18 protein-coding genes are annotated in these 20,345 nt (G+C 70.6%); 6 read left to right on the top strand and 12 right to left on the bottom strand.

Translation table 11 applies throughout. The features are described 5' to 3' along the window. Window positions 1-168: 168 nt before the first annotated feature. Entirely contained in the window at window positions 169-1,791 is a 1,623-nt protein-coding gene (gene aceB, locus OG357_RS07880; protein ID WP_329620468.1) for a malate synthase A, read from the top strand. 256 nt (window positions 1,792-2,047) lie between these two features. Further along, the gene (locus tag OG357_RS07885; protein WP_329620469.1) at window positions 2,048-3,196 is read left to right on the top strand and encodes a GDSL-type esterase/lipase family protein; all 1,149 of its coding nucleotides are present in this window, start codon (window positions 2,048-2,050) and stop codon (window positions 3,194-3,196) included. 9 nt (window positions 3,197-3,205) lie between these two features. Here the strand turns inward: OG357_RS07885 and OG357_RS07890 are convergent, their stop codons facing one another. Further along, window positions 3,206-5,005 (bottom strand): hypothetical protein, encoded by a 1,800-nt coding sequence (locus tag OG357_RS07890; protein ID WP_329620470.1) that lies wholly within the window; start codon window positions 5,003-5,005, stop codon window positions 3,206-3,208. Window positions 5,006-5,081: 76 nt separating this feature from the next. Then, window positions 5,082-6,041: a fibronectin type III domain-containing protein gene (locus tag OG357_RS07895; RefSeq protein ID WP_329620471.1), complete on the bottom strand. Its 960-nt coding sequence runs from the start codon at window positions 6,039-6,041 to the stop codon at window positions 5,082-5,084. A 131-nt stretch (window positions 6,042-6,172) separates the two neighbouring features. Here OG357_RS07895 and OG357_RS07900 point away from each other — a divergent pair, with 131 nt between their 5' ends. After that, window positions 6,173-6,793, top strand: coding sequence for a hypothetical protein (locus OG357_RS07900; RefSeq protein WP_329620472.1), 621 nt, complete (start codon window positions 6,173-6,175; stop codon window positions 6,791-6,793). 7 nt (window positions 6,794-6,800) lie between these two features. Here OG357_RS07900 and OG357_RS07905 read toward each other — a convergent pair whose 3' ends face one another. The 9 genes from OG357_RS07905 to OG357_RS07945 form a co-directional block, all read right to left on the bottom strand. Next, on the bottom strand, window positions 6,801-7,454 hold the full coding sequence (locus tag OG357_RS07905; protein ID WP_329620473.1) for an aspartate/glutamate racemase family protein: 654 nt from the start codon (window positions 7,452-7,454) through the stop codon (window positions 6,801-6,803). 62 nt (window positions 7,455-7,516) lie between these two features. Continuing rightward, a complete protein-coding gene (locus OG357_RS07910; protein ID WP_329620474.1) occupies window positions 7,517-8,866 on the bottom strand; it encodes a nucleobase:cation symporter-2 family protein in 1,350 nt (449 codons plus the stop codon). 435 nt (window positions 8,867-9,301) lie between these two features. Continuing rightward, entirely contained in the window at window positions 9,302-10,690 is a 1,389-nt protein-coding gene (locus OG357_RS07915; RefSeq protein ID WP_317600494.1) for an 8-oxoguanine deaminase, read from the bottom strand. A gap of 48 nt (window positions 10,691-10,738) precedes the next feature. After that, on the bottom strand, window positions 10,739-12,145 hold the full coding sequence (locus OG357_RS07920) for a nucleobase:cation symporter-2 family protein (protein WP_329620475.1): 1,407 nt from the start codon (window positions 12,143-12,145) through the stop codon (window positions 10,739-10,741). A gap of 64 nt (window positions 12,146-12,209) precedes the next feature. Continuing rightward, on the bottom strand, window positions 12,210-13,133 hold the full coding sequence (gene pucL, locus OG357_RS07925; RefSeq protein ID WP_329620476.1) for a factor-independent urate hydroxylase: 924 nt from the start codon (window positions 13,131-13,133) through the stop codon (window positions 12,210-12,212). Window positions 13,134-13,138: 5 nt separating this feature from the next. After that, entirely contained in the window at window positions 13,139-13,528 is a 390-nt protein-coding gene (gene uraH, locus OG357_RS07930; protein ID WP_024758738.1) for a hydroxyisourate hydrolase, read from the bottom strand. Beyond that, on the bottom strand, window positions 13,525-14,049 hold the full coding sequence (gene uraD / locus OG357_RS07935) for a 2-oxo-4-hydroxy-4-carboxy-5-ureidoimidazoline decarboxylase (RefSeq protein WP_317600487.1): 525 nt from the start codon (window positions 14,047-14,049) through the stop codon (window positions 13,525-13,527). Before uraD ends, uraH begins: the two co-directional genes overlap by 4 nt. A gap of 155 nt (window positions 14,050-14,204) precedes the next feature. Continuing rightward, complete coding sequence (locus OG357_RS07940; RefSeq protein WP_329625518.1) at window positions 14,205-14,543, bottom strand: helix-turn-helix domain-containing protein; 339 nt, start codon at window positions 14,541-14,543, stop codon at window positions 14,205-14,207. 44 nt (window positions 14,544-14,587) lie between these two features. After that, the gene (locus OG357_RS07945) at window positions 14,588-14,839 is read right to left on the bottom strand and encodes a hypothetical protein (RefSeq protein ID WP_329625519.1); all 252 of its coding nucleotides are present in this window, start codon (window positions 14,837-14,839) and stop codon (window positions 14,588-14,590) included. Between the two features lie 140 nt (window positions 14,840-14,979). Here OG357_RS07945 and OG357_RS07950 point away from each other — a divergent pair, with 140 nt between their 5' ends. The 3 genes from OG357_RS07950 to OG357_RS07960 all read left to right on the top strand — a co-directional run bounded on the left by OG357_RS07950 (window position 14,980) and on the right by OG357_RS07960 (window position 18,448). Further along, on the top strand, window positions 14,980-15,831 hold the full coding sequence (locus OG357_RS07950; protein ID WP_317600485.1) for a TIM barrel protein: 852 nt from the start codon (window positions 14,980-14,982) through the stop codon (window positions 15,829-15,831). A gap of 59 nt (window positions 15,832-15,890) precedes the next feature. Then, the gene (locus tag OG357_RS07955; RefSeq protein WP_329620477.1) at window positions 15,891-16,781 is read left to right on the top strand and encodes a 2-hydroxy-3-oxopropionate reductase; all 891 of its coding nucleotides are present in this window, start codon (window positions 15,891-15,893) and stop codon (window positions 16,779-16,781) included. Window positions 16,782-16,990: 209 nt separating this feature from the next. Continuing rightward, a complete protein-coding gene (locus OG357_RS07960; RefSeq protein WP_329620478.1) occupies window positions 16,991-18,448 on the top strand; it encodes a catalase in 1,458 nt (485 codons plus the stop codon). 534 nt (window positions 18,449-18,982) lie between these two features. Here the strand turns inward: OG357_RS07960 and OG357_RS07965 are convergent. Beyond that, window positions 18,983-20,146 carry an RNA-guided endonuclease InsQ/TnpB family protein gene (locus OG357_RS07965; protein WP_329620479.1) on the bottom strand — a complete coding sequence of 388 codons (1,164 nt, stop codon included), beginning with the start codon at window positions 20,144-20,146 and terminating at the stop codon, window positions 18,983-18,985. Window positions 20,147-20,345 lie beyond the last annotated feature (199 nt).

A 20,345-nucleotide genomic window follows, 5' to 3' on the forward strand; every position in this document is an offset into this window, starting at 1 on the left:
CATTGAACTTCCACCATGAGGAAACTAGTATCCACTGTTCAGAAGCGCCTGCCAGTTCAGAGGGCGCTCGCGGTCGTATCTCGGCGCCTGCGGCACTCCGTGCCGTCCCGCGACGCCCGGCGGCCGCCTGGCACCGCCCGTGAAGTTCGCTGAAGGAAGTGACAGTTCATGTCCGCACCAGCGCCGTCCCCCCTGGCCGTCGTCGATGCCGAGCCCCTGCCGCGACAGGAGGAAGTGCTCACCGAGGCCGCTCTGGCCTTCGTCGCCGAACTGCACCGGCGGTTCACTCCGCGCCGGGACGAGCTCCTCGCCCGCCGGGCGGAGCGTCGCGCCGAGATCGCCCGCACGTCCACGCTGGACTTCCTCCCGGAGACCGCCGCGATCCGCGCCGACGACTCCTGGAAGGTCGCACCGGCCCCGGCGGCCCTGAACGACCGCCGTGTCGAGATCACCGGTCCGACCGACCGCAAGATGACGATCAACGCGCTCAACTCCGGCGCCCGCGTGTGGCTCGCCGACTTCGAGGACGCCTCCGCGCCGACCTGGGAGAACGTGGTCCTCGGCCAGGTCAACCTGATCGACGCGTACGCCCGGAACATCGACTTCACGGACCCCCGTTCCGGCAAGTCGTACGCCCTCAAGCCCGCCGACGAGCTCGCCACGGTCGTCATGCGGCCCCGCGGCTGGCACCTGGAGGAGCGTCACCTGACGTTCGACGGCCGCCCGGTCCCCGGCGCGCTCGTCGACTTCGGCCTGTACTTCTTCCACAACGCCCAGCGTCTGATCGACCTCGGCAAGGGCCCGTACTTCTACCTCCCGAAGACGGAGTCGCACCTGGAGGCCCGCCTCTGGAACGACATCTTCGTCTTCGCCCAGGACTACGTCGGCATCCCGCAGGGCACCGTCCGCGCCACGGTCCTCATCGAGACCATCACGGCCGCGTACGAGATGGAGGAGATCCTCTACGAGCTCCGCGACCACGCCGCCGGCCTGAACGCGGGCCGCTGGGACTACCTCTTCTCCATCGTCAAGAACTTCCGTGACGGCGGCGCCAAGTTCGTCCTCCCGGACCGCAACGCGGTCACGATGACGGCCCCGTTCATGCGCGCCTACACCGAACTCCTCGTCCGCACCTGCCACAAGCGCGGCGCGCACGCGATCGGCGGCATGGCGGCCTTCATCCCGTCCCGCAAGGACGCCGAGGTCAACAAGGTCGCGTTCGAGAAGGTCAAGGCCGACAAGGACCGCGAGGCCGGCGACGGCTTCGACGGCTCCTGGGTCGCGCACCCGGACCTGGTCCCGATCGCGATGGCCTCCTTCGACGCCGTCCTCGGCGAGAAGCCGAACCAGAAGGACCGCCTCCGCGAGGACGTCTCCGTGGCGCCCGGCGACCTGATCGCGATCGACTCGCTCGACGCGAAGCCCACGTACGACGGCCTGGTCAGCGCCGTCCAGGTCGGCGTCCGCTACATCGAGGCGTGGCTGCGCGGCCTCGGCGCCGTCGCCATCTTCAACCTGATGGAGGACGCGGCCACCGCCGAGATCTCGCGCTCGCAGATCTGGCAGTGGATCAACGCGGGCGTGGTCTTCGAGAACGGGCAGACGGCGACTCCGGAGCTGGCCCGCAAGGTCGCCGCCGAGGAACTGGCATCGATCCGCGCGGAGATCGGCGAGGAGGCCTTCGCGGCCGGCAAGTGGCAGCAGGCGCACGACCTGCTCCTGCACGTCTCCCTCGACGCGGACTACGCGGACTTCCTGACGCTCCCCGCGTACGAGCAGCTGGTCGGCTGACCTCGTAGAAGAACCGGCTGATCCGGCTGCCCGCACAGCTGCCGAACAGCCTCCCGTACGACCGCTGGACAGGGCTCCGCCCCCGGTGCGCGCACATGCGCCGGGGGCGGAGCCCTGTTCTGTCACAGGCGACGTGACGCAACCGAGATATGCAGCTACCTAGCGGTAACAAGCCACGCCGTGCGAGATTCCGCCTGCCACCGGCCGGCGGCTGTCCCCCACGTCACTGCGCATCGCATACCGCAGGAGCACAGCCATGCCTTCGACCCCCCACCGTGCACTGCGCGGATTCCTGGCTCTGTGTACCGCCGCCGGGCTCGCCTCCGTCGCCGCTCCCTCCGTCGCCCACGCCTCCCCCGGCACCGGGCCCACCGCCGTCGTCGCCATGGGCGACAGCTACATCTCCGGCGAGGCCGGACGCTGGCTGGGCAACAGCCTGACCAATTCCGGCAGCCGCAACGGCACCGACCGGGCCTGGACGGGCAGCGCCTACGACCCGTCCCGGGTGTACGGAGCCACCGCGGGCGGCTGTCACCGCTCGGACACCTCGGAGGTGAAGAGCGCGGGCGCGATCGCCTCCTCCCTCGTCAACCTCGCCTGCTCCGGGGCGACCACGGAGAACGTCATCCGGGCCTCCCAGGGCGGCCAGGCCTACAAGGGCGAGGCCCCGCAGGCCGACCAGCTGGCGGCCGTGGCCGCCTCGCACGACGTGGAGCTCATCGCGCTCTCCATCGGCGGCAACGACCTGGGCTTCGCCGACATCATCGCCACCTGCGCGAAGGACTACATCGTCTGGTACTCGTACTGCCACGACGACCAGCAGGCCGAGGTCGACGCGAAGATCGACGGCGTGATGGCGGACGTCGGCCGGTCGGTCGACGAGATCCGGGCCGTGATGACGGCCGCGGGATACACGTCCTCGGACTACCGGATCGTGCTCCAGTCCTACCCCTCCCCCATTCCGCGCGCCGCCGAGAACCGGTACGCGGAGAGCGGCTGGGCCCGCACGAACACCGGCGGCTGCCCCTTCTGGAACGCCGACTCCACCTGGGCGCGGGACTCCCTCGTCCCCCAGCTCGCGAACCGGCTGAAGGGGGTCGCCGCCGCCAAGGGCGTGCAGTTCATGGACCTGCGGGACGCGCTCCAGGGACGCGAGGTCTGCGCGAAGACGAGCAAGCAGGTCTCGTCGACCGTGCCGGCGTCGGCGACGACGAGCGAGTGGGCGCGCTGGATCGACAGCCAGAGCACGCAGGGGCTCGTCCAGGAGTCGATGCACCCGAACGCCTACGGCCAGCAGGCCCTGGGACGGTGCCTCGCCCTCGTCCACGCCCGCCCCACCGGGAACCACAGCTGCAAGAACACGGCGGGTTCCGGAGCGTCGGGGATGTACCTCACCGCGGGGTAGGAAGGCGCCTCAGGGCAGGGTGACGCCGAGCGGGCCGAGGACCCGGGCGGTCTCGTGGCGGTCCGCCTCGGCCATCGCCCGGACCAGGCCGGCGGAACCGCCGGGCCAGGCGGCCGCCGCCGCGTCGAACGCGGCGCGGCGGGACTCCAGGGGCCCCTTCTTGCCGGGCAGTCCGTCGAGGACGTACAGCGCCCGGGCCGAGGTGGGGACCTGGAGGTGGTCGGCTCGCTCGCCCCTGGCGCGCAGGATCTCGTGGGCGTACTCGCCGATCACGGGGTCGCGCAGGGCGCCGCGGAGGGCCTCGGCCGGGGCGGCGGCCGTGTCGAGGACGCCGAGGAAGCCCCTGGCGGCGGCCGCGTCGGCGGTGCCCGCGTGGACGGTGCCGAGGGCGGTGAGCAGCTGGGACCAGGCCTCGGCGGTGTCCACGCGCGCGTGGAGCCAGTCGGCGAGGACGCGCGCGGCGGACGACACGGACCAGCCGGTGGCGGCGGCGACCAGGGCCGACGCGTCCCAGGCGGCGGTCTCGGCCGCGACGGGAGCGGCGATCCCCCGCACCCGGAGCAGGTAGCGCACGACGCCCGCGCCACGCGGGGTCAGCCCGAAGGCGTCGCCGGTGCGGAAGAGGAGGCCGGTGGCGGCGAGCCGGTCGACGACCGCGGCGAGGTCGCGGGCGGGTCCGGTGAGCCGTTCCCGGTCCGCCTCGGTCAGCTCCGGCGTCCCCAGGAGCCGTACGAGCTCCGCGAGAGGCGGGGTGGTGTACGCGGGGGGCGCCTCGTCCGGTACCGGCACGGGCAGGTCCTCCAGGGCCGGGTCGACGCTCCAGTCCTCGTACTCGGCGGCCTTGCGGGCGACGGACTCGGCGGAGCAGCCGCGCTGGTAGACCACGTACAGCAGGTGGGCCGCCTCGCCGCCGTAGGGGCCGGACTCCTCCTCGGACAGGCTCTCGACGGCGGCGGCGAGCGCGTCGGCGTTCTCCTCGACGGCCCCGGGCCCGGTCGGCGCCTCGACGGCGGGCGGCGGTGGGACGGGGTCGGCGGTGTCGCCGTAGTAGTCGAGGTGCTCGTCGAGGAGGGCGTCGGCCAGGACGAGGTGGGGGAAGGAGTCGGGGCCGGGGGCGAAGCGGGCGTACGGCCCGGCGAGCTGTTCGGCCAGCCCGGCGGCGGTCCACCGGTCCAGGAGCGCGGCGGCCACCTGTCCGATGCCGGTGGCGACGGCGTGGTCCGTGAGAAGCGGGCCGGCGGCCGGGGAAGTCTCGGCGTCCCGTACGTACGCCCGGGTGAGCGCCTCGGCGAGCAGCACCTCGGCGAGGGCCGTACGGCCCATGAGGTCGGCCCTGCGCACCCCGTCGGGGAGCGGCGCGCCGTCGAGGGCGGCGAGCCGGCGGCGTACGTCCTCGGGGTCGGCGAGATCGGTGCCGCAGGCCCGCAGGAGGGAGGCGTACCAGCGGTTCCAGGTGAGGTTTCCGGGGTCGGTCATGGCGCGCTCGAAGTCGGGCGCGGCCTCCGCGACCACGGCGACGACCCGCTCGCCCCGCCCTCCGTCGAACCGCGCGGCGAGCGCCGCGAGGACGGCGGGATACGCGCCGAGCTCCCCTGGCGCCGCGTACACGAACGTCGGCAGGTCCTCCACGAGGAGGTGCCGCACGAGCCCGGGCGTCGGCTCCGGCAGCCCGCTCCCCCGGTCCGCCCCGCGCAGGGCGAGCAGTCCCAGCACCGCTTCGGCGGCGCGCGTGAAGACGGGGTCGCGGCGCTCGGGCGTTCCGTCGAGGAAGCTGTCGAGCCCGGTGTTGGTGAGAACGGTCTCGGCCACGCTTCCCAGGGTAATTCCGGGGAGGGGATTCCGGGCATGCGAGACATTCGGGTCAGCGCACTCCGCGCGCTGCCGCTCAGCGGACCACCACCACGCGGGGTGCCGAGAAGTCGCCCCAGGTGCCGTCGGGGAGGCGGGCGCGGAGGGTCACGGTGTAGCGGGTGCCCGGGGGGTCCTGGACCGGGAAGGTGTAGGTGGCGCGGCCGGGGGGCGGGGTGGTGCCCCAGACGATGGTGGTGGCGAACCGGCCGTCGAGGTGGAGTTCGTGGTGGGTGACGGGGGCTCCGGTGTCCGGCGGGGTCCAGGTGAGGGTGATCTCGCCCTCGGCGGCCGTGGCGGTGAGGCGCTCGGGCGCGGTGTTCGGGGGTGCGCCGGGCGCGGGGGTGGTGGTGAGCTCGACGCGGGGGCTGTCCGGGGAGGAGTTCTCGGCGGCGTCGCGGGCGCGGACCGTGAACGCGTAGGCGGTGCCGGGGCGCAGGCCGGTGACGCGGGCGGTGGTGGCGGTGCCGGGGGCGGTGTGGACGCGGGTGTCCGCCTGGTAGACGTCGTACGCGGTGACGCGGGTGTCGTCGCGGGACGGGGTCCAGGTGAGGGTGGCGGCGCGGCTGCCGTCGGCGGTGGCGCGGAGCACCCTCGGGGCGGTGGGGGGCGTGCGGTCCTCGGTGTCCGCGGGGAGGGTGGTGGCGGCGACGGTGGCGCTCGGGGGCGAGACGTTGCCGGCGGCGTCGCGGGCGCGGACGGTGAAGGCGTGCGGGGTGGCGGGCGCGAGTCCGACGACGTCGGTCATCAGGGTGGTGGCGGGGAGGTCCCTGACCTTGCGGCCCGCGCGGTAGACGGCGTAGCCGGTGACCGCCCGGTCGTCGGTGGCGGCGCTCCACATGACATGGACGGTGGTCGCGCTGCCCGCGGTGGCGGTGACCCCGGTGGGGACGGTCGGGGCGCTCGTGTCCTTCGGAGGGGGTTCCGGGGCGCCCGAGCAGGCGGCGAGGGTCAGCAACATGGCAGTCAACAGGCTTGCGGCGAGCGGGCGTTGCACGGGAAGCCCTCCGTCCGTCGAAAAGGTCCAGACCTATATCGCACAGTCGGGCCGACCCCGGCAAGAGGTCGTTGTCAGTGGCGTGCGCTTCACTGGAATCGTCACGCTGAGTAGTCAATTCTGGGGGAATCATGACGGACCGTACGACCTATGTGACGCTCACCGGCGTGCGCCGCCGCGGCTGGACCGACTCGATGGTCCGGGACCTGCTCGGCTCGCCCGACGTGCAGGGCCGCGACCCGCGCCGCTGGTCCCTCGCGCCCGTGCGGCTCTATCTCCTGGTCCGCGTGGAGACGGTGGAGCGGACGGCCGAGTTCGCCGCGGCCTCCCTGCTGTCGAAGGCCAGGTCGGCGGCCGCGGGGGTGTACGCGGCGCGGCGGCGGGCCGCCGTGCTCACCGCGATCCGTGCCGCGCCGATCGAGGTGCCGCTGCTCCCCGGCCCGGAGCTGGAGCGGCGGGCCGTCCGCCACCGGCATCTGCTGGGCGGCGGCCGGAGCCCGGGAAGGACCGGGCCGGAGCCGGACGGGGCGCTGACTGACGGGACGTTGACTGACGGGGCGCTGACGCGGTGGCAGGTGAGCTACCTGCGGCATGCCCTCTCGCGGTACGCGTCGCTGCTCGACGGGCTGTACGGGGAGACCGGTCGCGGGGATGCCGAGCGGTTGCTGCGGCGGCGGCTGTACGAGGCGATCGCCGCGGCCTACCCGGCCCTGGCCCACGAGTGCCTGCGGCGGATCGCGGTGGAGCGGTGAGGAGGCGTCAGCCGGCCAGCAGGCGGGAGAGCGCGCGGCAGGCCGCCGGGATCGGGGCGACGACCTCGACCGCGCACCGGGCGCGCAGCTCCTCGGCGGCCTCGCCGAGCGGACCGCCGCCGATGACGACGGCGCGCGCCCCGTCCCGTTCGGCGCAGGCCCGGACCGCCCGCTCCAGCCGGTCGAGGAGCAACGACGGGTCGGCGGAGAGGCGTTCGGGGGTGCCGGCGGTGAGCCGGATGCCCGTGTACCGGTCGGCGAGGCCGAGCGCCGCCACGCGCTCGGCGATGGCCTCGGCCAGGAGCGGCGTGGTGGTCGCCACGCCGAACGGCGCGCCGCCGGCGGCGGCCTCCAGGAGGGCCGCCTCCCCGAGCCCCGCCACGGGCAGGCCGGTCGCGGCGCGCAGCGCCTCGAGGCCGGGGTCGCCGAAGGCCCCGACGAGGAGCGCCGCGCAGTCGCCCTCGGCCGCGGCCCGCAGTCCGGCGGCGAGCACCTCGGGGGCGGCGGCGCGCAGGGCGGCGGGGTCGGTGAGCATGCCGGGGCCGCGGGAGACGGTGACCCCGCGGACCGCACGGCCCTCCGGGCGGGCCCCCAGCGTCCGTTGGGCGATGGCGGTCATCATCGCGGTCGTCGCCGTGGAGGTGTTGGGGTTGATCAGCACGACGGCCCCGGGCCCCGCGGCGTGCGCGGGGACCGGGGCGGTCGGTGGGGCTACGAGCGGGTTCAGTGGACGTGCGCCGCCTTCGCCGTGGCGCTGCCGGAGATCTCCTCGCCCGGCTCCATCGGCGCGGTGACCTGGTCGTCGTCCCGGCCTCCGCCCAGGTGGTTGAATACCACGTTGAGCAGGACGGCCGCGACACAGCCGGTGGAGATGCCGGAGTCCAGGATGATCTTCGCGGTCTCCGGGAAGGCGTGGTAGAAGTTCGGCGCCGTGATGGGGATGATGCCGACGGCCAGCGAGACGGCCACGATCAGGACGTTGTTGTCCTTCTCCAGGCCGGCCTTGACCAGGGTCTGGATGCCGCTGGCGGCGACCGAGCCGAAGAGGACGACGCCCGCGCCGCCGAGGACCGGCCGGGGCACGACCGAGATCAGCGAGGCGGCGACCGGCGAGAGCCCCATCAGGACCAGGAAGCCACCGCCGCAGGCCACGACGAAGCGGCTGCGGATCCTGGTCATGGCGACCAGACCGATGTTCTGGGCGAAGGCGCTGCACATGAAGCCGTTGAAGAGCGGGCTGATCGCCGAGCCGAGGGTGTCGGCGCGGAGGCCGGCCGCGATGGTCTTCTCGTCGGCGGGGCGCTCCACGATCTCGCCGAGCGCCAGCATGTCGGCGGTCGACTCGGTCATGGAGACCAGCATGACCACGCACATGGAGATGATCGCGGCGAGCGCGAACTGCGGGGCGCCGAAGTGGAACGGGGACGGGAAGCCGACGATGTCCGCCTCGGTCACCGGGGAGAAGTCGGTGACCCCGAACGGTATGGCGATGAGCGTGCCGATGACGAGGCCGACCAGGACGGCGACCTGCTTGAGGAAGCCGCGGGTGAAGCGGCGCAGCAGCAGGACCACGACGAGTGTGATGGCGGCGAGGGTCAGGTACGTGGTCGAACCGTAGTCCTTGGCCGTGGGGTTGGGCCCTTGGGCCCAACCGAAGGCGACCGGGAGGAGGGAGACACCAATGAGGGTGATCACGGTGCCGGTGACGACCGGCGGGAAGAACCGCACGAGCCGGGAGAACCAGGGGGCGGCGAGGAAGCCGAGCAGTCCGGCGACGATGATCGCGCCGAAGATGACGGGGAGCGCGTCGGACTTGTCGTCCGTCGTGTCGACGATCGCGAGCATCGGGGCGACACCGGCGAAGGTGACTCCGTTGACGAACGGCAGCTTGGCGCCGATCTTCCAGACACCGAGTGTCTGGAGGAAGGTCGCGAGACCGGCGGTGAACAGGCTCGCGCCGGTCAGGAAGGTGAGTTCGGTGCCGGAGAGGCCGACGGCCGCTCCGACGATCAGGGGCGGCGCTACGACGCCCGCGTACATGGCGGCCACGTGCTGGAGGCCACTGGTGAGCATCTTTACTGGGGGCAGCGTCTCGTCGACCGGATGCTTCTCACGGTCTTCGGGGGCGGAGCCTGCGTCTTGTGCATTGCGAACCTGGGGCTTGGCGGCCACGGCGGTTCCTCCGGTCGGTTACACGTCGGCGGGGACGCGGGGTTCATGGAGGTGGAGCGATGCGGTGCGAAGTACAGGAGGTGCGGCTCGTTGCGGGGTGGAGCGGTGCGGGCGCGGGGTGGAGACGTACGCACGCGGGGTGGAGAGGTGTACGCGGGAGGAGGCGCTGCGCGGGGACGGGTGCCCTACAGGGGGGTGCGGGCAGGCATCACCTTCCCGGGAGGTGCCGTACGTCTTCTGCGTACGGCACCTCCCGGTCGGGCTGCCGCGGACCCCGCTCGGGTCCGCGGCGACCGACCGAGGGCCGTCCCCCTCGGTCGGACTCCATGGGGAGGGTCAGCTCTGGGCCGTGATACGGGCCAGGCGCTGCGCCTCCGCGCGCGCGTCACGCGCGATCTGCTCCTCGTCGGCGAACAGCAGTCGATTGTTCTCGACGATCTGCTTGCCGTTGACGAAGGAGGCGGTGACCGGGGCCGCGGCGCCGAAGACGATCGCGGTGACCGGGTCGGCGATCGAGGAGTGGCCGAGGCCGTCGATCTTCCAGAGGACGAAGTCGGCGAGCTTGCCGGCTTCGAGGGAGCCGATGTTGTCGGCGCGGCCGAGGACCTGCGCGCCGCCGTAGGTGCCGAGGCGCAGGGCCTGGCGGGCGTTGAGCGCGGACTCGCGGTGGGCGCCGAGGCGGTTGATGAGGAGCGCGTTCCGCAGCTCGGTGTGGAGCTCGCCGGACTCGTTGGACGCGGTGCCGTCGACGCCGAGGCCGACCGGCACGCCCGCCTTCAGCATGTCCGGTACGCGGGCGATGCCGGCGGCGAGGCGCGCGTTGGAGGACGGGCAGTGCGCCACACCCGTACCGGTGCGGGCGAAGGCGGCGATGTCGGAGTCGTTCATGTGGACGCAGTGCGCCATCCACACGTCCTCGCCGAGGAAGCCGGTGGACTCGAAGTAGTCCGTCGGGCCCATGCCGAAGAGCTCGTGGCAGAACTTCTCCTCCTCCACGGTCTCCGAGCCGTGGGTGTGCATGCGCACCCCGAGCCGGCGGGCCAGCTCGGCACCCTGCTTGAGCAGCTGGGTGGAGATGGAGAAGGGGGAACAGGGAGCGACGGCGACCTGGGTCATCGCGTCGAAGGAGGCGTCGTGGAACTTCTTGACGGTCTCCTCGGTCGCGGCGAGCGCGCCCTCGGTGGACTCGACGGCGAAGTCGGGCGGCAGGAAGCCGTCCTTCTCGCTCATGTCCATCGAACCGCGGGCGAGAGTGAAGCGGACACCCATGTCGGAGGCGGCACCGATGATGGCGCCGGACAGGTCACCCGAGTTCTTCGGGTAGACGTAGTGGTGGTCCATGGCGGTGGTGACGCCGCCGCGGGCCATCATCGCCAGGGAGCCCTGGGCGGCCACGCGGACCATCGACTCGTCGATCCGCGACCAGGTCGGGTAGAGCGCCACCAGCCAGTTGAACAGGTTGTGGTCGGTGGCCAGGCCTCGGGTGATCCACTGGTAGAAGTGGTGGTGGGTGTTGACCAGACCGGGCGTCACCAGATGACCGGTGGCGTCGATCCGGCGGACCACGTTCTCCAGGCCCTCGGGCGCCTTGCCGGCACCGATGGACTCGATCCTGTTGTCGGCGACGACGAGGTAGCCGGAGGCGTACTCGGTGTCGTTCGCATCGACGGTCGCGATCGCCGCGTTCTCGATGACGATGCGCTGGGCTGCCGAAGGTGCTGCCATGGCGGTGCTTCCTTCATTCCTCGGGGGTGGTGTGGGCACGGCAGGACCCTAGGAGGATTTGAGTGCCGGAGCCGCGTGACGGCTCCGGGTGCCGAGATGGTGGAAGAACAAGTTGAGCAGGACGGCGACGAGCGCCCCCGCGCTGATGCCGGAGCCGAGCACGGTCTGCGCCCAGGCCGGGAAGTCGGCGTAGAAGGTGGGAGCGGCGAGCGGGATGATGCCCGCTCCGAGCGCGACGGCCACCAGGATGATGTTGGAGCTGTCGTCGAGTCCGGCTTCCGAGAGGGTCCGGATGCCGCTGACCGCGATCGAGCCGAAGAGGACGATGCCGGCGCCGCCGAGGACGGGCATCGGGACGGTGGAGACGATCGCGCCGAGGACCGGGAAGGCACCGAGGACGATCAGGGCGCCGCCGGCGACGGCGACGACGTACCGGGAGCGGACCCGGGTCAGCGAGACGACGCCGACGTTCTGGGCGAAGGCCGAGGTCGGGAAGCCGCCGAAGACGGGGCCGAGCAGGGTCGCGATGCCGTCGGTGCGCAGACCCCGGGTGATGGTCTTCCCGTCGCTGCGGCGGTCGCAGATCTCGCCGAGGGCGAGCATCCCGGCGCTGGACTCGGTCATCAGGACGAGCATCACGATGCACAGGGAGAGGATCGCGGCGGGCTGGAACTCGGGGGCGCCGAAGGCGAAGGGAGCGGGCAGGGCCGCGACGGGCGCCTCGCGCAGGGCCGTGAAGTCGGCCATCCCGAAGGGGATCGCGGCGAGGGTGCCGATGAAGAGGCCGAGCAGCAGGGCGATCTGCTTGACGAAGCCCTTGCCGAAGCGCTGGAAGAGCAGGATGACGACGAGGGTGAAGCCGGCGAGTGCCAGGTACTTCATGGCGCCGAAGTCGGCGGCGGTCTTGTCGCCGCCCTGGGCCCAGCCGACGGGCACGGGCATCAGGGTCACCCCGATGAGGGTGATGACGACGCCGGTGACGAGCGGCGGGAAGAACCGCAGGAGCTTCCCGAAGAAGGGGCCCACGGCGAGGCAGAACACTCCGGCGACCATCACCGCACCGTAGATGGCGGGGAGTTGGTGCCCTGGGGCGCTGGTCTCGGCGATGGCGAGCATCGGGGCGATGCCGGCCGAGGAGGCGGCGTTGACGAACGGGAGCCGGTTGCCGGCGAACGTCCGGATGCCGAGGGTCTGCAGGATCGTGGCACAGCCGGCGATGAGCAGGCTTGCGGCGATGAGCCGGGTCATCCCCGCCGCGTCCAGGCCGACGGCCTGGCCGATGATGAGCGGAGGAGTGACGACGCCGGCGTACATGGCCGCGATGTGCTGGAGTGCCGCGGGGACGAGCCGCGAGGCAGGAAGCTTTTCGTCCACCGGATGGACCTGGTGTGTGGTGTCCGGTGGGGTGGAACACGGGCCTTCGGCGGATGCCGGCCCCATTGCGGGCTGTGCCATCGGAATCCCTCCGGTGCGGGCCCCGCCCGACTGCGGGCGGGCGGGGCCGTCACTCAGATGCCGCTTAGAGGTTGGTCATGTCGACCGGGATCAGCGCCGTGGCTCCGTCACGCAGCACGGTGGCCTCGATGAGGCCGTACATGCGGTCGGCGGCGTAGTAGACCTCGTTGTCGTTCTTCAGACCGAAGGGCTCGAGGTCGACCAGGAAGTGGTGCTTGTTCGGGAGCGAGAAGCGGACTTCGTCGATCTCCGAGCGGTGGTTGATGATGCGCGTGGCCATCTGGTACAGCGTCTGCTGGAGGGAGTACGAGTACGTCTCCGAGAAGGCCTCGAGCATGTGCTTGCGCGTCTGCTCGTAGGACCGCTCCCAGTTGGGCATGCGCTGGTCGTCGTCGGTCCAGTTGAACCGCCACCGGGCGGACACCTGCGTCGCCAGGATGCGGTCGTACGCCTCCTGGAGCGTCGTGTACTTGTCCTTGATGTAGCCCCAGAACTCCGAGTTGGTGGAGTTCATGACGACGAGGTCCTTGAGGCCGGAGATGACCTCCCACTTCTCGCCGTCGTACGTCACCTGGGTGACGCGGGTCTCCTGGCCCTTGCGGGCGAAGGAGTGGTTGACCTCGTCGGCGCCGATGAACTTGGAGTTGGCGTCCGAGGAGGCGATGCGCTCCCAGGAGTACTCCTCGATCCGGATGCGCGCCTGCTTGATCGGCTCCTGGCTCGTCACGAAGTGGCGGGCGAGGTGGATGCCGAACTGCTCGGCGGACTCGATGCCGTACTCCTTGGCGAACGCGAAGATGGTGTTCTTCGTCGTGTCGGTGGGGAGGCAGTGGGCGTTGGAGCCGGTGAGGTGGACGTCGTCGAGGTCGCCGGAGAGGGCGACGGAGACGTTCAGGTCCTTGATGTGGTGGGTGTCGCCGTCCCGCGTGATCTTGACGACGCGGTTCTCTGCTTTGCCGTACTGGTTCTGGCCGAGAATCGTGGGCATGTCTGCTAGCTCCCTCGGTAAACGGAGTAGCCGAACGGGTTGAGCAGCAGCGGTACGTGATAGTGCTCGCCCGGCTTGACGGCGAACGTGATCGCCACCTCCGGGAAGAACGCACCGCTGTCCCTTACGCGGGGGGCGTCCTGCTGCGCCTCGGCTTGCTTCTTGGAGAAGTACTCCTCGACCTCGAAGTCGAGTCGTACGTGGGTGGTTTCTTCCGGCAGGGCCGGCAGGTCCTTGCAGCGCCCGTCCGCGTCGGTGGCGGAGCCGCCGAGCGCGACCCACTCGCCGTCGAGGCCCTTGCGGGCCGCGAGCGTGATGGCCACGCCCTCGGCGGGGCGGCCGATGCTGGTGTCCAGGATGTGCGTGGACACCGAGGCCGTGGTGTCGGTGCTCATGCGGAGCTCTCTTCCTCGGAGGTCTCTACGAGACGGGTCAGCCGGATGCGGTTGATCTTGCCCAGTTCGGTGCGGACGATCTCCCGCTCCGCCTCGGGCGAGTTGCCGATCCGCTCACGGACCGCGTCGCGCATCTGCTCGCCGGTCCTGCCGGTGGCGCAGATGAGGAAGACATGACCGAACTTGTCCTGGTAGGCCAGGTTGAGTTCGAGCATCTCGGCCTTGAGCTCCTCGGAGGCGCCGGCCATCCCGCTCTGTTCGCGGGAGGAGGTCGGGTCCCCGGCCTTCGGACGACCGATCGGCGGGTGGCCCGCCATCGCGTCGGCCAGGTCCTCGGCGGTCAGCTCGGCCATGGCGGCGTCGCTGGCGAGGAAGAGGGCTTCGGCGGTGGCGTACGGGCGCTGGGCGAGCAGTTTGCTCCCCCACGCCGAGCTGGAGCACACCTCGTGGAGCGCGGCGAGAGCCTCGCTGTCCGCCGAGGTGTTGAACCGGGTCAGACCCGGTGTCGTACCTGAAGTCACGGGAAGCCTCCGTGGCTGTTTTTCGCTGTGCGTCGGACGGGCTGCGGATAGCTAACGCCCTCCGCAACACAACGTCAACACTTTGTTGAAAAGTCGGCCACACAAAAGCCGTCGTCCCGACATCTGGACGACGGCTCCTGGTCACACAAGATCAACTAGCTGCTCTCGGCAGCCTTTTCCCTGTTCAGGGCGGTCTCCCTGTTCAGGTAGTTGTACACGGTGAAGCGACTGACGCCCAGCGCCCCCGCCACCGTCTCCACCCCATGGCGCACCGAGAAGGCACCGCGTGCCTCCAGAACGCGCACCGCTTCCTGCTTCGCCTTGCGGTCGAGTTCGGCCAATGGCATCCCGTGCCGTCGTTCCATCGCCGCGAGGATGTGATCCAGGGAATCCGACAGCTGCGGCAGCCGCACGGCGAGCACGTCCTCCCCCTCCCAGGAGAGGACGACGTCGTCGCCCTGCGCCTGCGCGGGGCCGAGCAGCTCGGCCCCCATGGCGTCGACCAGCGGCTTCACTGCCGCGACCAGCGGGTGTTCGGTCACTTCTCGCCCTCCCCGATCACATTCACCTGGAGGGAGACCCGGGTGGCACCGGCCGCGAGCGATCTGCGCAGCAGCGCGTCGACCGCGCCGAGCACCTCGTCGGCACCGCCTTCCGCCGTGTTGCCGAAGGGGCCGACATCCACCGCGTCCAGTTCGGCCGACTGGATGACCTCTCGGGCCACGACCGCGTGCGCCGGCGCCTCGTCGAGGTCGAACGGCTCGGTCGTGAACTCCACTCTCAAACGCACCATGCCCCCAAAGTACGGCCCCGCTCCGGCCGGCGGGAGCCCCGGACCTGCGGGGACCTCTTGACAAGGAGGACAACCTGCTTGCAACATTCCGTCAGACAGAAACTTACTTCCGCGATACGGAAGGAGCGCCGCCCCTCATGGCCCGCTTCTCAGCAGGCGCAGGCACGGACCAGCGCTTCGATGTGAACCTGTCGATCCTCTTCACGGAACTCCCGCTCCTGGAGCGCCCCGCGGCCGCCGCCGCGGCGGGCTTCACCGCGGTCGAGCTGTGGTGGCCCTGGATCGACACCGCCACCCCCGAGCAGAGCGAGCTCGACGCCCTCAAGAAAGCCCTTGAGGACGCCGGCACCCAGCTGGTGGGTCTGAACTTCTACGCCGGGCAGCTCCCCGGCCCGGACCGCGGTGCCCTCTCCGTACCCGGGGACGAGTCGGACCGCTTCCGCGCCAACATCGAGGTGGCCGCCGACTTCGCCGCCTCGGTCGGCTGCAAGGCGCTCAACGCGCTCTACGGCAACCGCGTCGACGGCGTGGACCCGCAGATCCAGGACGCCCTCGCCCTGGAGAACCTGGTCCTGGCCGCCCGCGCGGCCGACCGGATCGGCGCGATCCTCCTCGTCGAGACCCTCAACAAGCCGGAGTCGCCGCTCTACCCGCTGGTGAGCGCCCCCTCCGCGATCGAGGTCATCGACAAGGTGAACGCGGCCACCGGCCTCGGCAACGCCAAGTTCCTCCTCGACATCTACCACCTGTCGATGAACGGCGAGGACGTCAGCCAGGTCATCGCGGAGTACGCCGCCAAGACCGGCCACGTCCAGATCGCGGACAACCCGGGCCGCGGCGCGCCGGGCACCGGTGAGCTCCCCCTGGAGCAGCTCCTCGGCGAGCTCAAGAAGGCCGGCTACGACGGCTGGGTCGGCCTGGAGTACAAGGCCGCCGACGCCGCCGCGTCCTTCGACTGGCTCCCGGTCGAGGCCCGCCCGGCCCGCTGACGCGCGGCCCCGCCGTCACCCTCCCCAAGTACCACCTGTTTTTGAGAGGCACCCTCACCATGAGCAATCTCCCCAAGATCGCTTGGATCGGCCTCGGCATCATGGGCTCCCCCATGTCCGAGAACCTGATCAAGGCCGGCTACTCGGTCACCGGCTTCACCCTGGAGCAGGACAAGCTGGACCGCCTCACCGCGGCCGGCGGCACCTCCGCCGCCTCGATCGCCGAGGCCGTGAAGGACGCCGACGTCATCATCACGATGGTGCCCGCGTCCCCGCAGGTCGAGGCCATCTCCTACGGCCCCGCGGGCATCCTGGAGAACGCCAAGCAGGGCGCGCTGATCGTCGACATGTCGTCGATCACCCCGCAGACCTCGGTCGACCTCGCCAAGAACGCCGCCGAGAAGGGCATCCGCGTCATCGACGCCCCGGTGTCCGGCGGCGAGGCCGGCGCGATCGAGGCCGTGCTCTCGATCATGGTCGGCGGCGAGCAGGCCGACTTCGACGAGGCCCTCCCGATCCTGGAGACCCTCGGCAAGACCATCGTTCTCTGTGGCCCGCACGGCTCCGGCCAGACGGTGAAGGCCGCCAACCAGCTCATCGTCGCGGTCAACATCCAGGCCTGCGCCGAGGCCGTCGTCTTCCTCGAGAAGTCCGGCGTGAACCTCCAGGCCGCCCTGGACGTCCTCAACGGCGGTCTGGCCGGCTCCACGGTCCTGACCCGCAAGAAGGACAACTTCCTGAACCGGGACTTCAAGCCCGGCTTCCGGATCGACCTGCACCACAAGGACATGGGCATCGTCACCGACGCCGCCCGCAACGTCGGCGCGGCCCTCCCGGTCGGCGCTGTCGTGGCCCAGCTGGTCGCCTCCCTGCGTGCGCAGGGTGACGGCGGCCTGGACCACTCGGCCCTGCTGCGCGCCGTCGAGCGCCTCTCCGGCCAGCAGGTCTGATCCCAGGGGTGGCTTGCGGGCCACCCACAGCCCCTTCACCGGGGCCCCTGATTTCCGGTCGGCGGCGGCGCTGACACCTGTCCTGTCGCGCCCAGGCGTCGCCGCCGGCCGGAACACCTCACTTCATTTTCAACAAACTGTTGACGTTACGTTCAAGCCGAATTTACGCTCCTCGGACCGTCAGCAGAGTTCCCGTACGGAAGGTCACGATGTCGAAGCGCGTGCTTACGACCGAGTCCGGCGCCCCCGTCGCCGACAACCAGAACTCCGCCACCGCCGGCGTCGGTGGCCCCATCCTCCTCCAGGACCAGCACCTGCTGGAGAAGCTCGCGCGCTTCAACCGTGAGCGGATCCCGGAGCGCGTGGTCCACGCCCGCGGCTCCGGTGCGTACGGCTACTTCGAGGTGACCGACGACGTCACCGCGTACACCAAGGCCGACTTCCTCGGCGAGGTCGGCAAGAAGACCGAGACCTTCATCCGGTTCTCGACCGTGGCCGACTCGCTCGGCGGCGCGGACGCGGTCCGCGACCCCCGCGGCTTCGCCCTGAAGTTCTACACCGAAGAGGGCAACTACGACCTCGTCGGCAACAACACCCCGGTGTTCTTCATCAAGGACCCGATCAAGTTCCCCGACTTCATCCACTCCCAGAAGCGCGACCCCTTCACGGGCAAGCAGGAGGCGGACAACGTCTGGGACTTCTGGGCGCACGCCCCCGAGGCGACGCACCAGATCACCTGGCTCATGGGCGACCGCGGCATCCCCGCCTCGTACCGCCACATGAACGGCTACGGCTCGCACACCTACCAGTGGACCAACGAGGCCGGCGAGGCCTTCTTCGTCAAGTACCACTTCAAGACGAATCAGGGCATCCGCAGCCTCTCCGGTGAGCAGGCCGCCGAGCTCGTCGGCAAGGACGCGAACTCGCACCAGACCGACCTGCTCCAGGCCATCGAGCGCGGTGTGAACCCCTCCTGGACCCTGTACGTCCAGGTCATGCCGGCCGCCGAGGCCGCCGAGTACCGCTTCAACCCGTTCGACCTCACCAAGGTGTGGCCGCACAGCGACTACCCGCTCCAGCGCGTGGGCCGTCTGGTCCTCGACCGCAACCCGGAGAACGTCTTCGCCGAGGTCGAGCAGGCCGCCTTCTCCCCGAACAACTTCGTCCCGGGCATCGGTCCCTCGCCGGACAAGATGCTCCAGGGCCGCCTCTTCGCCTACGCGGACGCCCACCGCTACCGCCTCGGTGTGAACCACACCCTGCTGCCGGTGAACGCCCCCAAGGCGACCACGGCCGAGAACTACGGCCGCGACGGCTTCATGGCCACGCGGAACGGCTCGCGCCACGACAAGAACTACGAGCCCAACTCGTACCAGGGCCCGGCCCAGACCGACGCCGCGCTCTCCGCGCCGCTCGCGATCCACGGCTGGACCGGCACCCACGAGGCGCCCGCCCACACCAAGGACGACGACTTCTTCCAGGCCGGCGAGCTCTACCGCCTGATGTCCGCCGAGGAGAAGAACCGTCTGATCGCCAACATCGCCGGCGGTCTGTCCCAGGTGTCCCGCGAGGACGTCATCGAGAAGAACCTCGCGCACTTCGCCGCCGCCGACGCCGAGTACGGCAAGCGTGTGGCCGAGGCCGTCCGCGCCCTGCGCGAGGACTGAGCGGACAGCACCACCCAGACTGCGTACGGCGCCTGACGGGAGGTCAGTGCCGTACGCGGTCCGGATCGCCGGCCCGGATGAGGGGTGGTCGGCGGACCGGACAAGCGTGAGGACCGCGGCGGCGTCGAGCCAGTGCGGTGGTAAGGGCGTCGGGCTCCTCTTCTTGACCTGAAAGAAGAGGACAGCCGGCACGCCCGTCGCCGCCGCCGCGGTCCTATCGCCCAGCCCCCTCCCCCTCGGGGCACCCTCAGCCCCGAAAGCGGCTGCACCCACAGACTCCGTCCGGCGGCGCGAACGTCCTGTCGCGCCAGCCTCGCGCCGTCGGACGGGTACAACGGGAGAGCGCGGAACCAGGTTTACGGTCCCTGGTTCCGCGCTCTTCTTCGTATGTACGGGGACTTCGGCGGCGCCCAGCGCATCGTTTCTGCGGTCAACTTCTTGGTCCTGGAGGATCGAGCTTGTCACCCGATCCGTGGAGGGCCGTGATTGCAGGTGGAGCGCGGCTGGCTGTCGCGTGGTCCCCCGCGTCCGGAATCAGCGTGTGCTGACTCTGGGGCGATTGACTGCGCCCCGCTTCCACACAGCGTCGCCACGGTGGGCGATATTGCGGGAGCCGTTGTGGTCCGCGTGCATGACGGTCCCGCAGGACCGGCAGACGAACCGTGCTTGAGTCACCCTGTTCGTTCGATGGGTGTGCCAGCACTCCGAGCACTGGCGGGAGGTATTGCGCGGGTCCACGAAGACCACGGGCACCCCCGCCCGACGTGCCTTGTACTCGACAAAGGCGCCGAGCTGGGCGAACGCCCAGGAGTGCAGTCGTGCCCGCTGGTCCTTCTTGGCCGTAACCCTCTGCCGGATACCCGAGAGGTCTTCCAGGGCGATCCCGCGCGAGGTGCGTTCAGCGGTGGCGACGAGCTGTTTGGCGATGATGTGGTTGGTGTTCGCGGCATGCCGCGCCTCACGGCGACGGACACGCTTCAAGACCCGCTTCGCGGACTTGGTCCGCTTCTTCTGCAACTTCTGCCGCAGATCACGGTGCCGCTGCCGATAGCCGTTGAGCCCGCGCCCGGCCATGATCTCGCCGTCCGAGGTAGTGGCGATGTTGACGACGCCCAGGTCCACACCGAGGAAGCCGCACGGCTCGAACACCTCCGGGTCGGGCACGTCGACGGTGGCGATCAGGAAGAACCTGCCATCCCGCATCACCAGGTCCGACTCCCCCTTGCGGGACACAAGGAGTTCCATGGCCTGCTCGGAGCAGACGAACGGGATGTGTTTGATGCGCCCAGCCACGGTCCAGATCGACACCGTGCCGGCGTCGAGGTTCCACGTCAAGATGCGGTCGTCGAACGGCTGCGCCGCGTCCTCACGGAAGACGATCGGCTTCGACTCTGCACGTACGCGCCGTTTCGAGCCTTCCCGGCCGAGGTTCCCGGCCTTGATGTTGCCCTTCAGGGTGGCGTAGGCGTCGCAGACCTTCTTCACGACCCGCACAGCGGGCTGGGCCCCAAGGTCGTAGTCCGCCTTGAGCGCGAAGTACACCTCCTGCTGCAACAAGTTCCGCCGCTTGAGGCCCTTGATGAACGCCACCGACGACGCGTGGTTCGCGGCCCGGTTGCAGGCGCGCAGGGTCGCCGCCAGCGCGTCCGCATCATGCGCGGACGCTGGCAACAACTTCACCTGCGCGACAATCTTCACGCAAAGAGCACTACTACGATCGACCGCGGGAAACTGACCATCCCTCAGAGCGAACCGAAGCGAACTCCGCCGCCGCGCGGCTCCGCTCCAAGAAGCCGATCCCTCCCAGGACCGAAGCCCCGGGCTTCCTGACTCAGCAGGAGAGGGGTGAAGATCCGCACCCGCTCGGAGGAGCGCACCGCGATTCTCTCCCCGTGCG

It is taken from the genome of Streptomyces sp. NBC_01255 (assembly GCF_036226445.1).
Classification (GTDB): Bacteria; Actinomycetota; Actinomycetes; order Streptomycetales; family Streptomycetaceae; genus Streptomyces.